This window comes from Staphylococcus edaphicus, assembly GCF_002614725.1.
GTDB classification, from domain to species: Bacteria; Bacillota; Bacilli; order Staphylococcales; family Staphylococcaceae; genus Staphylococcus; species Staphylococcus edaphicus.
The window spans coordinates 1-15,718 of the sequence record NZ_MRZN01000025.1 but is presented as its reverse complement, the minus strand read 5'-3'; the positions used below and the strand labels follow the sequence as shown (position 1 = coordinate 15,718).

The 15,718-nt window shown below is 31.2% G+C and carries 22 protein-coding genes and 1 pseudogene; 9 read left to right on the top strand and 14 right to left on the bottom strand.

What is annotated here, in order from left to right:
• Positions 1-83 precede the first annotated feature (83 nt).
• Positions 84-1,466 (bottom strand): poly-gamma-glutamate hydrolase family protein, encoded by a 1,383-nt coding sequence (locus tag BTJ66_RS11950; protein ID WP_099091171.1) that lies wholly within the window; start codon positions 1,464-1,466, stop codon positions 84-86.
• A gap of 332 nt (positions 1,467-1,798) precedes the next feature.
• On the opposite strand from BTJ66_RS11950, the gene BTJ66_RS11945 reads away from it, so the two are divergent.
• From BTJ66_RS11945 to BTJ66_RS11930, 4 genes are read left to right on the top strand one after another with little or no spacing between them, the layout of a single operon-like run.
• Positions 1,799-2,002 carry a helix-turn-helix transcriptional regulator gene (locus BTJ66_RS11945; RefSeq protein ID WP_099091170.1) on the top strand — a complete coding sequence of 68 codons (204 nt, stop codon included), beginning with the start codon at positions 1,799-1,801 and terminating at the stop codon, positions 2,000-2,002.
• Positions 1,999-2,727 (top strand): DUF3169 family protein, encoded by a 729-nt coding sequence (locus tag BTJ66_RS11940; RefSeq protein ID WP_099091169.1) that lies wholly within the window; start codon positions 1,999-2,001, stop codon positions 2,725-2,727. The genes BTJ66_RS11945 and BTJ66_RS11940 overlap by 4 nt, the downstream gene beginning before the upstream one ends.
• 21 nt (positions 2,728-2,748) lie before the next feature.
• Positions 2,749-3,591 carry an ABC transporter ATP-binding protein gene (locus BTJ66_RS11935; protein WP_099091168.1) on the top strand — a complete coding sequence of 281 codons (843 nt, stop codon included), beginning with the start codon at positions 2,749-2,751 and terminating at the stop codon, positions 3,589-3,591.
• Positions 3,591-4,226, top strand: a complete 636-nt coding sequence (locus BTJ66_RS11930) for an ABC-2 transporter permease (RefSeq protein ID WP_099091167.1) — start codon at positions 3,591-3,593, stop codon at positions 4,224-4,226. Before BTJ66_RS11935 ends, BTJ66_RS11930 begins: the two co-directional genes overlap by 1 nt.
• Before the next feature lie 52 nt (positions 4,227-4,278).
• Here BTJ66_RS11930 and BTJ66_RS11925 read toward each other — a convergent pair whose 3' ends face one another.
• The 12 genes from BTJ66_RS11925 to BTJ66_RS11870 all read right to left on the bottom strand — a co-directional run bounded on the left by BTJ66_RS11925 (position 4,279) and on the right by BTJ66_RS11870 (position 11,837).
• Entirely contained in the window at positions 4,279-5,355 is a 1,077-nt protein-coding gene (locus BTJ66_RS11925; protein ID WP_099091166.1) for a YkvI family membrane protein, read from the bottom strand.
• Positions 5,356-5,787: 432 nt separating this feature from the next.
• A complete protein-coding gene (locus BTJ66_RS11920; protein WP_099091165.1) occupies positions 5,788-6,000 on the bottom strand; it encodes a hypothetical protein in 213 nt (70 codons plus the stop codon).
• Positions 6,001-6,013: 13 nt separating this feature from the next.
• A complete protein-coding gene (locus BTJ66_RS11915) occupies positions 6,014-6,385 on the bottom strand; it encodes a hypothetical protein (RefSeq protein WP_099091164.1) in 372 nt (123 codons plus the stop codon).
• Between the two features lie 12 nt (positions 6,386-6,397).
• Positions 6,398-7,009, bottom strand: a complete 612-nt coding sequence (locus BTJ66_RS11910; protein WP_099091163.1) for a DUF5080 family protein — start codon at positions 7,007-7,009, stop codon at positions 6,398-6,400.
• Between the two features lie 9 nt (positions 7,010-7,018).
• Entirely contained in the window at positions 7,019-7,468 is a 450-nt protein-coding gene (locus tag BTJ66_RS11905) for a DUF5085 family protein (RefSeq protein WP_099091162.1), read from the bottom strand.
• Positions 7,465-7,914: a DUF5085 family protein gene (locus tag BTJ66_RS11900; protein WP_099091161.1), complete on the bottom strand. Its 450-nt coding sequence runs from the start codon at positions 7,912-7,914 to the stop codon at positions 7,465-7,467. Before BTJ66_RS11900 ends, BTJ66_RS11905 begins: the two co-directional genes overlap by 4 nt.
• 6 nt (positions 7,915-7,920) lie before the next feature.
• Positions 7,921-8,139, bottom strand: coding sequence for a DUF5079 family protein (locus BTJ66_RS14050; protein ID WP_420801888.1), 219 nt, complete (start codon positions 8,137-8,139; stop codon positions 7,921-7,923).
• A 7-nt stretch (positions 8,140-8,146) separates the two neighbouring features.
• Positions 8,147-8,596: a DUF5079 family protein gene (locus BTJ66_RS11890; RefSeq protein ID WP_099091159.1), complete on the bottom strand. Its 450-nt coding sequence runs from the start codon at positions 8,594-8,596 to the stop codon at positions 8,147-8,149.
• A 12-nt stretch (positions 8,597-8,608) separates the two neighbouring features.
• Positions 8,609-10,216 (bottom strand): T7SS effector LXG polymorphic toxin, encoded by a 1,608-nt coding sequence (locus BTJ66_RS11885; RefSeq protein ID WP_238597637.1) that lies wholly within the window; start codon positions 10,214-10,216, stop codon positions 8,609-8,611.
• 18 nt (positions 10,217-10,234) lie between these two features.
• On the bottom strand, positions 10,235-10,639 hold the full coding sequence (locus BTJ66_RS11880) for a YwqH-like family protein (RefSeq protein ID WP_099091158.1): 405 nt from the start codon (positions 10,637-10,639) through the stop codon (positions 10,235-10,237).
• A 32-nt stretch (positions 10,640-10,671) separates the two neighbouring features.
• Complete coding sequence (locus BTJ66_RS11875; protein ID WP_099091157.1) at positions 10,672-10,956, bottom strand: TIGR04197 family type VII secretion effector; 285 nt, start codon at positions 10,954-10,956, stop codon at positions 10,672-10,674.
• Positions 10,957-10,967: 11 nt separating this feature from the next.
• Positions 10,968-11,837 (bottom strand): hypothetical protein, encoded by an 870-nt coding sequence (locus tag BTJ66_RS11870; RefSeq protein ID WP_238597636.1) that lies wholly within the window; start codon positions 11,835-11,837, stop codon positions 10,968-10,970.
• A 342-nt stretch (positions 11,838-12,179) separates the two neighbouring features.
• Between BTJ66_RS11870 and BTJ66_RS11865 the strand changes: the two genes are divergently transcribed.
• The 5 genes and pseudogenes from BTJ66_RS11865 (at position 12,180) to BTJ66_RS11845 (ending at position 15,295) form a co-directional block, all read left to right on the top strand.
• Positions 12,180-12,455 carry a TIGR04197 family type VII secretion effector gene (locus BTJ66_RS11865; protein ID WP_099091156.1) on the top strand — a complete coding sequence of 92 codons (276 nt, stop codon included), beginning with the start codon at positions 12,180-12,182 and terminating at the stop codon, positions 12,453-12,455.
• A gap of 14 nt (positions 12,456-12,469) precedes the next feature.
• Complete coding sequence (locus tag BTJ66_RS11860; RefSeq protein ID WP_099091155.1) at positions 12,470-12,829, top strand: DUF3958 family protein; 360 nt, start codon at positions 12,470-12,472, stop codon at positions 12,827-12,829.
• Positions 12,826-14,306: pseudogene (locus BTJ66_RS14045) on the top strand (LXG domain-containing protein). Before BTJ66_RS11860 ends, BTJ66_RS14045 begins: the two are co-directional and overlap by 4 nt.
• A gap of 3 nt (positions 14,307-14,309) precedes the next feature.
• Entirely contained in the window at positions 14,310-14,930 is a 621-nt protein-coding gene (locus tag BTJ66_RS11850) for a DUF443 family protein (protein ID WP_099091154.1), read from the top strand.
• A 50-nt stretch (positions 14,931-14,980) separates the two neighbouring features.
• Positions 14,981-15,295: a DUF4176 domain-containing protein gene (locus BTJ66_RS11845; RefSeq protein WP_099091153.1), complete on the top strand. Its 315-nt coding sequence runs from the start codon at positions 14,981-14,983 to the stop codon at positions 15,293-15,295.
• Between the two features lie 134 nt (positions 15,296-15,429).
• Here BTJ66_RS11845 and BTJ66_RS11840 read toward each other — a convergent pair.
• The coding region (locus BTJ66_RS11840; RefSeq protein WP_193433032.1) for a transposase at positions 15,430-15,718 on the bottom strand (289 nt) is incomplete at its 5' end.

Sequence of the window (15,718 nt, the reverse complement as noted above, 5' to 3'; positions counted from 1 at the left end):
CCAAATAACTTAAGTGCGTCACATAGTATACTAACACCTCTTAAAACAAGGCTTTTTCATTAGACTATCGGAGATGCAAGTACTTAATTTCCTGGGTAAATTTTTCCAATTGCATCATTAAGTGCTTGAGCAAAATCATACATCGTTGAAGTCCAGTTATCTGTATTCTTGCGTGCGGTTGTACTTGAATTGCCATCTTTAAAAAAGGCTTTTCTTAAAGCAGTTGTTAACTCTAACTGTATGCCTGTATTACCTTCTATTTTATTAATAAAATTATTACCGTTTGCGCCACCAATATATTCTGGTGGCACTTTTACTATGAAACCTTTACTTTCCAACTGCCTTTCAATTTCATCTCTTAATGTAGATTTATATCCTCCTAGATAGACAATGGGATCATCTCCCTGAGCACCATGAATTGAAATCGTAGCTACTCGATCCTGAATCATTTCGTGCAAGGTTTCATCATCGTAATGTGTGGATGTTACATGTAACTGCGTATTATTTGATGGTCTTATCGCTTCAAACGAAAAATAATCAAAATTACCGTTATTCGCCACTAATTTTGTTAATTCAGTCGTTCCTTGCTCAATATTTCCACCATGAGGCGCCACAATTAGTACGGGGTTCCCTACATCACGTGTATCTTTTTTCCAATCGATGCCTTCTTTAGTATCTTGATATAATTCTGTCATCGAGCTATAGTAATCCGGTTTACGTGTTTCAACTGGAATATCTAATGTTGTATTAGTCGTACCTCCTATAGTGCCTAATACTGGCGTCGTTACCATTGTAGATTGATTGGTCGGTACTTTTCCTATTGTTTCACTTGGGCTAACTGGCGTTGTAGTGGTTGGGTTCGGTTGCTTTGTCGGTGTTGTTGGCGCTTTGGTCGTTGTACTTGGTACTTTCGCCGGTGTTGTTGAGATTATAGTTGTCGGGCTCGGTTTTTTTACCGGCGTCGTTGGCGTTTTGCTCGTTGCGTTTGGTTTCTTCACAGGTGTTATTGGCGCTTTGGTCGTTGTACTTGGTACTTTCGCCGGTGTTGTTGAGATTGTAGTTGTCGGGCTCGGTTTTTTTACCGGCGTCGTTGGCGTTTTGGTCGTTGCGTTTGGTTTCTTCACAGGTGTTATTGGTGCTTTGGTCGTTGCGTTTGGCTGTTTCACCGGTGTTTTAACAGGTACTGATTTTGAAGTCGTTGGCGCTTTGGTGGCTACGGATTTCACTGTCGCTTTTGGTTTTTGCATAGTTGAAGTTGCTTTAGATGTCGCTGGTATTACGGTCACTGGTTTCACTGTGTTGGTCTTTGTTGTTATTTTATTGGTTGTGTTTGTTGATTTTGTAGCTGTTGTAATAGTATGTAATTTAGTCGTGTTAGTGTTGGCTTGTGCTTGACCACTTACCAAAACAATCGTACCTATGCTCACTGCAGTTGTTACAATTCCCAATGCCGTCTTTTTATTCAAAAATTACGGCTTCCCTTATTCTTTTTCATTCGTTTTCCCCTTATAATTATGCTTTGTTATTTTAATAATACACAATATTTTTTCTAAATCAATCATTATAATTTTTTCACTTGTGTTTTATAAACAGATGCCATGCCTGCAATTTTCTTTTTATGGTGCGCTCGTTAGAAGAATCATTTTACGCTTCTCAAATAAGTAATCACATGGATTGTAAAAATAGATTGAACGTGTTTTTTTATTATCTGAAAAGACAACGATATTAGACATTTTGACTATTATACTTGTCAAAAAGATGTATTTATTATATATTGTACCCAAGGAGTTGGTGAAATTTGCGAAACCGCGTAAAAGAGTTACGTGCTCGTGATGGCTTTAATCAAACTCAACTTGCAAAGAAAGCCGGTATATCTAGGCAGACCATTTCTTTAATTGAGCGCAATGATTTTATGCCTTCCATCTTGACTGCAGTTAAGATAGCTCGAATATTTGATGAACCCGTAGAACAAATCTTTATCGTAGAGGAGACTGATTTATGAAAGTAGGGCGTTATTTACTTCTTTTGTTATTAGGTGGCATTGTAGGTGGCTTTATCGGCGGAATGATTGGCACCTTTAATAGTATTTCAAAATATACAAACATACTGTCGCATTTAACGATGTCATTCAATGCGCTCATTATGCTATGTATCTTTGCTTCAGCTATGAATATCATACTAACTTTAGTCTTATTTCAAGTACAACGGCATGCCCTTAAATACAAACGTCAAACTGAACAAGTACTAGATGAACAAAATGCCGACTATTACGAGAGAAAAGCCAATTTAAAATTTATTAGCACTAATCTAATCTATTATATTCAAATTCTGATTAGTTTAGTAACGATGTTAATTATTGTTGTAAGTCACAATTCTGAACACGCTATATTCTATTCGATTATCCCATATTTAATCACTATGATCCCTTCACTGATGAATGGGTTCTTCGTTCGAAAATTTGATACACGATACCCTAAACAAGGCGAAGAACAATATACCGAAAAAATCTTAGCCATGATGGATGATGGAGAGCGACATATCACACTCGTATCTATGTTCAAAATATATCAATATAACTTAGTGATCATTATCACTGGCGGCATTGTACTAGGTCTGGTCTCATTTATCACCGGCGTAAACCAATTCCCAGGCGTATTGATTTTAACCAGTCTCTTCATCTATAACGCGTTTGGTTATAAATTGAAAGTTAGAAAATTTTATAAATAAAAACATTACATGGAGGATTTTATGGAACATTTATTGGAAATACAAAATCTAAATAAATCATACGACAAATCAGATTTTAACCTATCAAATATTTCACTCACACTAGACCCAAATGAAGTTGTTGGTGTGATTGGAAAAAATGGCTCTGGAAAATCCACCCTTTTTAATACATTAGTCGGTAATCGTTTTAAAGATTCTGGAAACATTTCCTATTTTGGACAACAAATCACTGACAATGACGATGCACACAAAGAAAATATTGGTGTTGTATTCGACGATTTACGCATACCAAATAAATTAACGCTGAACGATGTTAGCAAAGTATTTGCTAATATTTATGGTACATGGCATCACGATAAATTTTTCTCTATTATAAAAGATTTTGAACTACCAGCAAACAATGAAATCAAATCATTTTCTAGAGGTATGCGCATGAAAGCAGCATTAGCAATTGCGCTTGGTCATGACAGTAAGATACTCATTCTTGATGAAGCAACAGCAGGTATGGATGCCTCCGGACGTGAAGAAGTAATAGAACTATTAGAGGATTATGTTTCAGAAGGTAACGGTATCTTAATTTCTTCTCACATTTCAGAAGACATTGAACAACTAGCAACTAAATTAGTATTTATGAAAGATGGTCGCATTATCTTAGAAGAAGATAAACAATACTTATTAGATCATTACGGCATAGTAGAGCAGCCTGAATCAGATTTCAACTTGCCAAATGACGCGGTTGTCGCTACTAGAAAACGTAAAGATATGAGAGTCACACTAGTCAATCATCGCGAAGCTGTGTCAAACGCACGTCCTTTAGACAGTATAGACGATGCCACAAAACTAATTATGAGAGGTGAACACTAATGAAAGGTTTAATATTAAGTAGTTATTACACAAGTAAAAAATCACTTTATACTTATCTTATTGTCTCAATTGTTGCGAGTTTTATTTTTGCATTTATTAATCCTATTATGACTTGTTTTTTACCAATGATTTTCCTTTTATCACCTGTCACTGATAATCTTAAGCATGAGAAAGATTCAAAATGGATGTATTATATCTCCACGTTACCTAGTGGTAGAAAAGCTTATGTAAATGGTTATTTTAGCTTTTATTTCATACTTATATTGATAGGCCTCATCATTGGTGTGGTATCTGTATCACTCATCACTCAAGATGCCGGGATGATACTTACATCTATATTAGTCGGCATCGGTGGTGCTGGAACTTATGCCATGATGTTTCCTTTAACATTTAAATTTGGTCCTGAAAATTCAAATGTAATTTTAATTACAACATCCTTTATTGTTATCGCATTATTTTTCACGGTATTTTATGGAGTGATTTTTGCAAATCTAGGTTCTTCTACAGGCACGCTGAATTCATCATCTATGGGAAGCACATTACTATTCGTAGGCATTTATGCATTGGTTGGTATCCTGTTTTTAATCATTTCGTACGTGACGTCATTAAGCATTTTCAAAAAGCAAGAACTATAAAATATAAACATAGCCTGTTCCCTATTGTCATTCAAAAGGAACAGGCTATATTTTATATCAATTTCTTTTTCGTAAATTTATTTTGAATCCATCTTATAAATAAAGCAAACGTAATGAATAGACCTAAGTAACCCACTACTTTAAATACAAAATTAACAAGATCTACGAATCCTACAAAACTCAATATATAAGCTAATATTAAAGAAATAGCTAGTAGTACAATATAAGATTTAGACCCAGGTGTTGTAAACCTGTTTAAAAATGGGTACAACATGCCGATACAGCTATTAAAAATGACCGCAAACATAACCACTGACATAAGAATGCCAACTATTGGATGAATATCATTCGCCAACAATAAGGTTGGTATATCAACTTTATTCGCATTACCTATATTGGCGAGTAATCCAGCAACCATAATCAATAGCAATACACTGAATGCCAAACCACCAAAATATGCACCTCTACCTGCAATTTTATGATTATTTGCATCATTACCTACGATAGTTAAAAAGCTGAAACTATTACCAATAATTAATCCGCCATAAATAATCGCATCCCACCACCAAAATGGACTTGAAGCTTTTGATGGTGCTATATGTTCAGACACTTCTGAAAATGAAATAGTAGGATTGATGATATTCGTTCCCGCAATAATTAATACGGCTATGACTAAAAATGGTGTGACCGTCCCTAAGACTGCCAAAATTTTATCAAATTTGAGTTGTAAAACGACAAATAATAATATGACAATAGCAAGTGAACCTACCCAAATAGGTATATCAAATCCTTGATATAGTGCAGAGCCTCCGCCTGCTACCATAACTACTGTCAAACCAAATAGGAAAAAGATAATTAAAAAGTCGATGATTTTCCCCATAATATTACCAAATAAATTATTTAATGAAATATCATAGGAATCTGCATCCACACGGTATCCTAATTTAGAAATTTGTCGCGTTCCGAATGTTACGATGATGCCTGTAATGATTGCAGCAATATAACCATAATTACCGTGATTAACGAAGAATTGCAACAATTCCTGTCCCGTTGTAAAACCCGCGCCCACAATAAAGCTAAGATAAGCAAGGGCAATCCCAATCGACGCTTTGTTATCTTTATTAAACATGATATAAGCTCCCCCTATAAAATATGTATGAATACTATATTTTACAGTGTAACATGAATTCATTTTTATATTTTTAAATAGTGCAATTCATATATCCGATGCTATATATTAATATTTTATTTATTACAGGTTTTTATAAACGTTACTTATTACTTCTCTACTTAAAAAATAATAAACAACTTTGTAAAAAACAATGAAATCACTTTTTGGGGCTATTTTAAAGGATTTTATATTTCACAGGTAGTTCAATTACATAACTAAATTGAACGTCATACATCTGAAATAACAAATCTTACCAATACTTCTAGATTATTTGTCTCAAAGTAAAAAATAACATCAAGCAACATAAAAACGTTGCTCGATGCCATATTTTCATTCATCAATTGTTATCGACGAACATCCTTCTTCTCAGTCTATGCTTTCTATAAATAATTATCTTAATCCTAAAAACGTCATAATATTAAAGACAAATATTATAATTGCAACTATAATAGCAATGTTTAATAGTTTTGATCCTTTTGCTGCATCATACTTCTTATATTTAATACTACAAATAATACTTCCTATTGCAAATAATGGCATAATTACAGTTAATACGATAAATACCCATGCCCATACTTTTAAACCTTTTCCTTTGTTTTCCATAATAAATGCTCCTTTACTTTTCCAGTTTAAATTGATTGTCATTATCTTTTTTCACAGTATAATCTTTCTTTTTACCATTCACTTCATATTTAAATCTTATATTTTGCACTAATTTATTATCATTAAATGATGCACCTAAATTATTTCCTATTTTTTGTGCAGGATAATCTATATTGTACTTCCAACCAAAATGTATATTTAATGTTTTTGTATTTTTATCATATGAAATATCATCTTTTTCAATTTCAAAATGGCCTTGTTCCTTCGCACGAGTTAATAATTCATCCATATCGCTCTCAACAGATTTAGGAACATCATCCCCCTTTCCACAACTAGCTAATATAACTAGTGATAAACAAGCTAATAAAGCAACTAACTTCTTCATAAACTTTCTCCTCTACTGATTAAACCCTAACAAAATTTGTAGTAAAATGAGGCAAAATATAACAAACAACGGTCTAATTGCTATAAATGCAAACTTCTTGCGTTTAATCCACAAAACAATATCTATTACTATGTAAATCACAAATATCAAAAAGAACAATACCCATACCATTGGATTACCTTCCATAAATTCTGATCTGAGTTGTGGCGGCGCTTTAACGGTCATCGTTATCATGAATATCAATGAAATGACTAAAGAAATCATCGCCTTGTATTTGGAAGCTTCTAAAGTGATTGTTAGTGCTTCTATTTTTTCATATTTATTTTCTGAAACTGCTGTAGTAGGACTTTTTGTCAATTGTTCTATTTTTAACTTTAATGGCTTAGACCAAAAACCTTTGATTGCCATCCATGCATACAATACAACACCCATATTTAATATCAATAGATAATTCTGCATACTATTATAGTCATTACTAATAAAAAAGAATGGTATTAAATATAAGACAGCCACAACTAAATAAACGAATAATTGTAATAATTTCAATCCCCCTGCATACATTACAGAAGTGATATAAACAACATAATATAACCCAAACACGATGACTAATAATAAATATTCCATAATAACTCCTTATAGTTCTAATACTTTGACTTTAATGTCTATCCATTTCAAACCTTCAACTTCATTTATAATATGATAATACGGAGAAATCCTTTTCAGATTATTTTCTTTGGAAAATCTTTCAATTTCCGTTAGAACTTTCTTTTCTTGATTCTCGTAATCTTCACCTATCATTCGTCCATGAAGCATTTCATCTATACACAAATAAGTTCTGAAATTTAAGTTCTCATTACTAGTTAATGGCTTATTCACTGGTAACATCAGTTCAATGTTGACCATATTCTCTTTCATAACTTGGGTGTAAGCCATAATTAATGGTCCGTTTTTCTTTAAGTTATGTTCACTAATTAATTTATAAAAATCTTTTGCACACGTATCTAATTCAAAGATATTGAAATCTAAATACTCCTTGTATACAACGTTTCTAAACATCATGTTAGAATAACTCATCTCGTTCATTCCATATCTACTCCATCCATATCGATTTCAGCATGGATTTCATATGCTTGGCCACCAAAGTAATCTACCATAACATGATAAAATGGTTTATCGCTTAAAGTAAGTTCATGTTCTAGTGCATGATTTTTGATACCTTCATATACCTCTTCAAAATCCTCATCATCAAAACATCTATGAGAAATTGTTGGGAAAATTTCTAATGTCGGTACATACTTTATATTTAATTCTGGAATATCTTCTATTTCATCATTTAATGCCATATATGTGACAAAACTCATCTCAGCCATTCCAGTAATTTCTCTAGTAAATATAATTGGACCAGTAGTATATATTTTATTTGAAATAAAAAACTGTTTTACTCGAATCAATTCATCCTTCCAATAATCTGGATGAACTGAGAATTCCATTTTCGCTAAGTTAGGCATAATTAAAACATCTAATTCCATTATGTTTTACTCCTTTAATACCAAGATTTTAAAATCAGCATACTTCATCAACCATAGAACATTCATATAATATGCAACAATTACAAAAACAATTACAGCCAATATTACGAATTTAGAATCTGCAATGTTAGGCACTAAGATATATTCAATTACCTTTTCAATAATAATAAATTGTGATACAAACATTAAAAGCAAACCAACTGCAGTCTGTAATTTAGGACTTATGTAATTTTTAAAAATTTATATTTAATATAAAAAATACTCCTCCTAGGGTAAACAATAAAAAACAAACTAGCATTGTAACAAAATTTAACAACCAATATTTATATAAATCTATGTCATTCTGTAAGGCCACAAAGTAAAATACATTACTAAACGCGAAAACTACGTTATAGGTTCCTACTATGTTTACAACTGTTAAAAATCTAGCATAGTTTTTCAATATCTTCTTATTAACTAGATTCTCATCTTTAAAATTAATAAATCTAATGTATTGTAATAAACTAACACCTATTATAATTAGTTCAATAATAGTTACAATTTTCAAATAAAATGTTACGTTTTCATATTCCAGTCCAAATAATAAAGTTAAACTAGAAAATAAAATTATAAACAAAGTAATTAAGCTTACTGCTTGGGTAGCAGGCTTTCTTAGTTCATCAATACTTTTATTTAAATTCATAAAACACACTCCTTAAAATAATTTTCCTAATGATTTACCAAAATTGGACATTCCTTTTCCAACATCACCTCCGAATTGTTGAGTCTTTTTCCAGGCATCTGATTTTGAAACTGAATTAACCATTTCATTAGCCTTATCTTTTGCTATATCTGTTGCTGATTTCCCATTAAATATCTTAACTTCCGATAATACTCCTAAACCTACCCCTGCTAAAACTCCAACTCCAGCACCAAATGGCCCACCAACTGCTGCACCAATGGCAGCACCAGTACCAGTTGTTGCAGCTATTGCACCCACATCAACTACTGAATCGACAACCTTTCTTTTAGCTGATTTTTCACTAACAGCATTTGATCCAACAGCCGCAATAGTACCAATTGGTCCTAAACCTTTTCCAAAATATTTCAATGATTTCAAACTTTTTCCTAAAAAATTTTTACTCTTAAAATCTGCTAGTTCTTTTAATGCAAAATCTTTCACACCTTTTGGATTTTTTATTAATCCTCTTGTATTTTCACTAATAACCTCATCTAATGCTGCCTTACTTGCAGTCTTAAATATTCCTTTTGGACTAGGATTTCCCATTATTTTTCTGACACTTTTTAATTCTTTATCGTCAAAATTTTGAGTCATTTTTAATGCATTGAGAAACTTATCACTCTTTTTCATTCCTTTTGGATTTTTCATCATAAATTCTGCTGCTTTAACAAGTCTTTTATTTTTCACGTTTTCAACGTTTGTACTTAAAACACTGTTTATTAGCTTCAGTTTCTTTTTACCTATCTTACTAACTTCACTATTTTTTAATAGTTGGTTTCCTTTTGAAAAATTACCTTCACCCGCAATTAATCCAGCAATCCAGTATCTTTTCATTTCCATCATTGCTTTTACTACTTTCGCAGATTTTTTTCCACCATAGGCTGCATTCTCAAATTTTTCAAGTTCTTCTTTCAACTGTACAAACTGATTATTTTTAGAATGTAAAGTGTATTGTGATTTGATATAGGCAGAATTTTTGGCAATGGTTGAACGATTACTTGGCATATCTTTTACTTTTGATGCCATAGTAGCTACAGGGGCAATCATAGTTAATAAATCTATATCATCACTAGCATGACTATTTTGAAAACTTTCGAAATCATTTACTGTGTTTTTTATATGTTTACTTAACGCTTTACCCTTATCTTTTACATCACTACCTGTAATTGTTTTAGCAGTAGTTAAATCATGAACGCCACCAATCGCACCATTCATCTTGACTTTTGTTTGTTCAATATTTTCAACGGATTTATCAATATCATCTTTATAAGTCTCCATGGCATCACTTTTTAATATAGCGCTGTGATCACTATCTACATCAGAATGAAATGCTTCAATTGATTTCTTAAATGTTTTTTCAAATTCTTCTTTAATTTTATCTAATCTATCTATAGTCTCTACATGAAAGCTATCATTATAATTATTAATGCTTTTCGCAGTTTGTCCTTTAAAATTATCATCACTTTTCAAATCATCAAGGCTAGATTTCAATGTCTTAGTATTTGTAGATAAATTATTCAAAGCTTTTGAAATCGAATCATATAAATCATGAACCTCTGCCATTTTTACCTTACTTCCCACTTGATCCCCTCCTTGTCTCTAGTCAGCCGCTAATTGCCTGTTAATGCTATCGATTCTACTTGAAAGTTCCGAGATGTCTGTTTCAACACCTTCGATTTTAGTTTCCAATTTTTCTAAATCACTATTCATTTGATCAATCGCTTCATCATATTTATCACCATAATCACTAATCGCTTCGTCTAAATCATCTTTTTTGTCATCTGCTTTATTTTTAGTCTCACCAGACCATTCATCTTTTTCAATTCTTATTCCGCTATATCTTTTATTTTCGGAATCAAAATCATCTTTAATTTCTTTTGCACTTTTTATTGCCTTTTCTAGTCGCCTTTTATCACTTTCAAGTCCCTTTAATTCTTTTTCTTTTGAAGTTTTTGGGGATGTGTATTCCGCCCGTCTTCTTCTTAATTCTGCCTTATTAGCCACTGTAAAGTTCACCTTCTAACTTTTAGTATGTTTTAACTATTTGTATTTTCACCAATTTGATTCGCTATATCTTTATCCTTATTTTCAAAATCATCAACTGCCGTCTGCATAGCTTTAGCATCTTGTATAATTATTGAGTTATAGTTAGAAACTGCAGAAGTTAATGTTTCAATTGCACCAGCAAAGTCGGTAAATGGGCTAATATCTGTACCTGATAGTGTATTATTCACTGAATCTAGTTTTACATTTGTACCTGAACTTGAAATCTTGCTGATTTTTCCTGACGTACTACCTGTTTCAACTTTGACTTCCCCCATCGTAATTCCTCCTATTCAATTAATTTAATTTTTTGATTTTCATTATTATTGAAATAATACATTTCATATGGTTTTAGCATAGGCTCTTTATTAGTTGATTTCGCTGGTGTGAAATCTTGATCATACAGCCTAGAAACAATTACAGCTTGGTTGACTATTTCCCTAGTCAATTTCGATTCTCTATCATATGTTCCAATAATGTCATTGTACATACTACTTATAATCGTAAATACATTAACTTTTGGCCCATCTGATAATATTGTTTTAATATCTTTTTCTGTCATACCAGTCATTCCCACAAAAGCTTTCAAATTATTTATGAAAACAACTTTAATGTCTTGTGCTGGTCTTTCACCATCTAATCTCTTTTTAATTTCAACATCAAACCCTTGTTTTATGAACCTAAGTTCCTCTGGATCACTATAGTATGATGTTACTTTTTCAGACATGCGTTTCATATTTTCTTCTGGATCTATAAAAATTATAGTAGCCTGATCTTTTAGTATTTTGAATGTATCGAACACACGATTATTAACTAGTTCTAAGTCTTTCGGTATTTTTGAAGTTAATATACTTGGTGCTTTCAAATCCAAGCTTACTAACTCTACGTCTTCAAAATCCAAACCGAGTGGTAATCGATGATCTTCCAAAATAATTTTTTCTAGGTCATAACGTGACTTCACATCTTCTAATAATACTTTCTCTGGCATCATTGGAATATGTGCTGGATAATCGCCGACGTAGTGTTCATTCATTTGTGCGACTTCATCTTTGATTCTACTGTTATACGTTTGACCTTCTTCCAATTCAAATGGTTGTGCGATTTGCATTTGTGTGAAATTGTCATCATTAATAACAGCACGCCCTTTGATATCTTTCACACCTTTTTTATAAGATCCAATAATATTTGTAAGTTCATTATTTTCAAATAAATACAGGACAATACGTGATTTTGGGTTATAAAAAACAATACTATTTGCTTACTTATCTTTATTGCTCAGTTAATTTTATCATTAAAAAGATTGTTTGCAGTTAAAATATCCATGAATCTATTAAAATATATGTACTTATAATCAACATTATAATATTATAATAAATATACATAGAGCTTCTATCTTTTATTTAAAATTAGGTTGCTTGTATCATTTTATGTACTTTTAAAAACTATGTATTTGCTGTTTGTAAATAATATTATTTTTTAAATTCAAATGGAGGATTTTACAATGTCTAAAATTAAAAGTGATAGTGAAAAAACTTCTAGTATTTATTTAACATTTCAAAGCGCTGTTAATGAATGTGAAAATATTTCCAAACCATCAAAAGATGAAAGTACCACTGTAAGTGGAAATAAAAATGCTCATTCTGCAATTGATGAATTATTAAGTATAAATAAATCAATTGCTTCTGTAATAGAAACAGCAAGTAAAAAAATTCAAAACGTTGGAACTGAATTTGAACACACTGATCAATCGATTAGCAATGAAATTTCTAAAAATTAAAAAGCGGTGTCTTAATGTCTATATTGGATGAACTCAACTTAAAATCACTTCAAAAATCAAAGAAAATAGAAAGTCTTTATAATGAGATTAAAATTATTAATGAAATTTCAGAAGAATATTACACTATAAAAAGCAAATCTAATAAACTGTTTGAAAAATTAGGAGAACGATATCCTAATGGTGATATTTCCAACACTTTAGATCACACTAAAACAACGTTTTCTATTCATAATCAAAAGGTAATAAATTCTCTATCTAATCAAAAGAAAAATATAAAAAAGGAAATTCAAAATTTAGAAGAAGAAATAGAAGATTTAAAACAACAAAAGGCAATTGAAATACAATCGGATGCAGAAGGTAGGAATAAGCTATGAGTATTGATATGTATTTAAGTAAATCTAAAAATCAATCTTCTGATGTCAACAAATTATCTAAAGATATAAAAAATGGATATGATTCTGTAATAAAAGCAAATTCAAAATTTATAAGCGAAACAGGCTTAAAAGGTAAAGCATTTGACTCAGGAAAGGAATTCTTCGAAAGTATAATCTCACCATTACTACTAAGCATGAAAACTTTATCTGACTTAACAGAACAAGCATGCCAAGAATTTGTTAATAAGTATATCTCAGAAGTTGATTCTCAAAGCTTAAAAGAATCAGAATTAGAAGAGGATATACGAGAACTTGAGGTTCGTATTGCTCATTTGGAATCAATGACTATATCACTAAAACAAAAATCATCAAAAAACAGAACTGCTATAAATGGAAATAAAAACATGATTTCTAGTTTAGAACATCAAAAAGAGGAATTAGAAAAAAAACTACGAAAATTACGACAATTTAACCAAACTTCTCCTGCAATTTTTAAAGAAGTTGAATCATTTCAAAAAACTGTGCAAAAAGGAATTAATCAAGCTAAAACGAGTTGGAATCCTGGCAAGCAAACCTTTGATATTCCATCAGGAAAACAGTTAGATTGGGCAAAAGTAGTGCAAAACAAGTATTTAGATGTTGAAATGAAAAAAATTAATAGCAAATCTAAGAATCAAAAACTAAATAAAAAAGACTTACAAACAATAATGAATTATGCGCAAAGTCACCCTAAAGAAGATGTTCCTAAAAGTCTAAAAGAATATTTAATTCAAAACCGTGAATCTGTATCGAGAGATTTAGGCATTGACCTAGCTACTAATGGAATAGAACAAGTTGGATTTGGCATTCAAAAATTTGGGGGAGTTCTTAATACTTATGGTGGGTATAGAGGGCCAAAGGGAAAAAAAGTTTTGTTCAAGTAACTAATAGTTCAGGTAATAAAATGATTAAAAATGGAAAGACTATTGCAAAAGTAGGAAAATTTGGTGGCACAACAATGATTGGCGTTGGTTTTGGCTTGGGTATGTATGATGATTTAAAAAATGAAAATAAAACAGTTGGTGAAGCGACAGCTCACAATACATTAACTACAGGAGCTGGTATTGGTGCTAGTTTAGCTGCAGGGGTTGGTATTACATTTCTTGTTAGTAATCCTGCCGGATGGGCAGTATTGGGTGGTATTGCTATTGGTGCTGGTGTAGCTTTTGGTGCTGATATTATGTATCAAAATAATACATTAGGCTTAAAAGATGGCGTAGATTGGACAGGACACCAGATTGATAAAGGCATTAAGGGTTACACTAATTTATTAAGAAAGAAAAATAAACTTGAATCACAAGCTGTCGATTTTACAGCTAATCAAATTAAGTCTTCATACAACTCTTTAAAGCCAAAAATTTCTGATTTGCAAAATGATGTAGGCGCTTCTATTAAAGAGGTCAAAAAATCTGTTAATCCTATGAAATGGAGCTGGTAAAATTTGCTTTGTAACTCTTTAAATATAACTAAAAACCCAAAGTATAGAATTATTCAAATTAAAGATGAATATTATTTAGTTAATTTGACTAGTAACTGGCTATCTTATATTTTTCCAATGATCAATTGGTTTATCCCTAAAACTTATGAAAAAATATCTAGAGACGAAGTTGATAATTTAGATTTAGTTAATTCAAATAGTGATAATTCTAAAATGCTGTTTGCAAGTGGTTTTGGCGTTCTTATTAGTGTACTTTTTAGATCAATTTCATCCTTATTTGATGTACATTTAGGGAGAATGATAGCTATCGTTCTTTGTTTGTTAATTTTCTTCTCTATCATTTTTTGGCATGTATACTTACAAAAAAAATTAACCTTAAAACAATACAAGTTTTCTAAGAAGAATCAAAAAATATTATTAATTCCTACTTTAAAAAATGTAATGTTATTGCTTTTTTCTTTTATTTTGTTTGGTTTCCTTTCATTTGGTCTAATATACCTCTTAATAATAGAAAACAAGCAAAATATATTCGTTTTTATTTGTTGGGGAATGGTCTTCACTATTTTTTCCGTTTTAAATATGTTTTCAATAATTGATACAAAAATATATGCAAAATTAAAGTAGCTGTCATCAAAAAGAAAAATTAATTCTCAATTTTATGAAAGGGGCTCATTATGATAACGCTTGGAAGTATTGTATATTTAAATGAAGGCTCACAAAAATTAATGATTTTAAACAGAGGACCTGTAGTGGATATAGATAATCAACAATACATATTTGATTACTCTGCGTGTATATATCCTCTTGGTTTAGTAGAAGATCAAGTATTCTACTTTAATGAAGAAAATATAGATCGTGTCATTTTTGAAGGTTACTCAGATGTAGATGAAACTCGTTTTCAAGAATTGTATACTGATATGTTAAAGAATTTAGATACTAGTATACAAAGAGGAATAGTTACTGAGAATAAAAAGTTTGGTTTAGAATAATTTTTAATGTCTATACAAAATGACTTTTGCCAAAGATGGTTGATACACTTTTTGAGACTAAACAACCTTAGGTTGTTTAGTCTCAAAAAGTTGACAAACCCTTCGCAAATAGACGCGAAGGGTTTGTTTATTTCCTATATATATTTTTTCAAAAATAGTAGTGGTCTTTTTACTAGCCACATTGCGATTTTTTTTAGATTCATGGTAGCACAAATTAGCGTGGTATCCATGGAAACTTTGTCATGTCCTCTATATCTCGTCCATCGCATACCATGCTGCTCTTTTGCATCACCAAATCTTCTCTCTATTGTTTGACTTCGCATTTTATATTGTTTTTTTACTGTATCCACAAACCTTAAATCTTCAACTATATCTAAATCATCTTGCCAAACATGTCTTCTAATTTGTTTTATGGCATCTTTA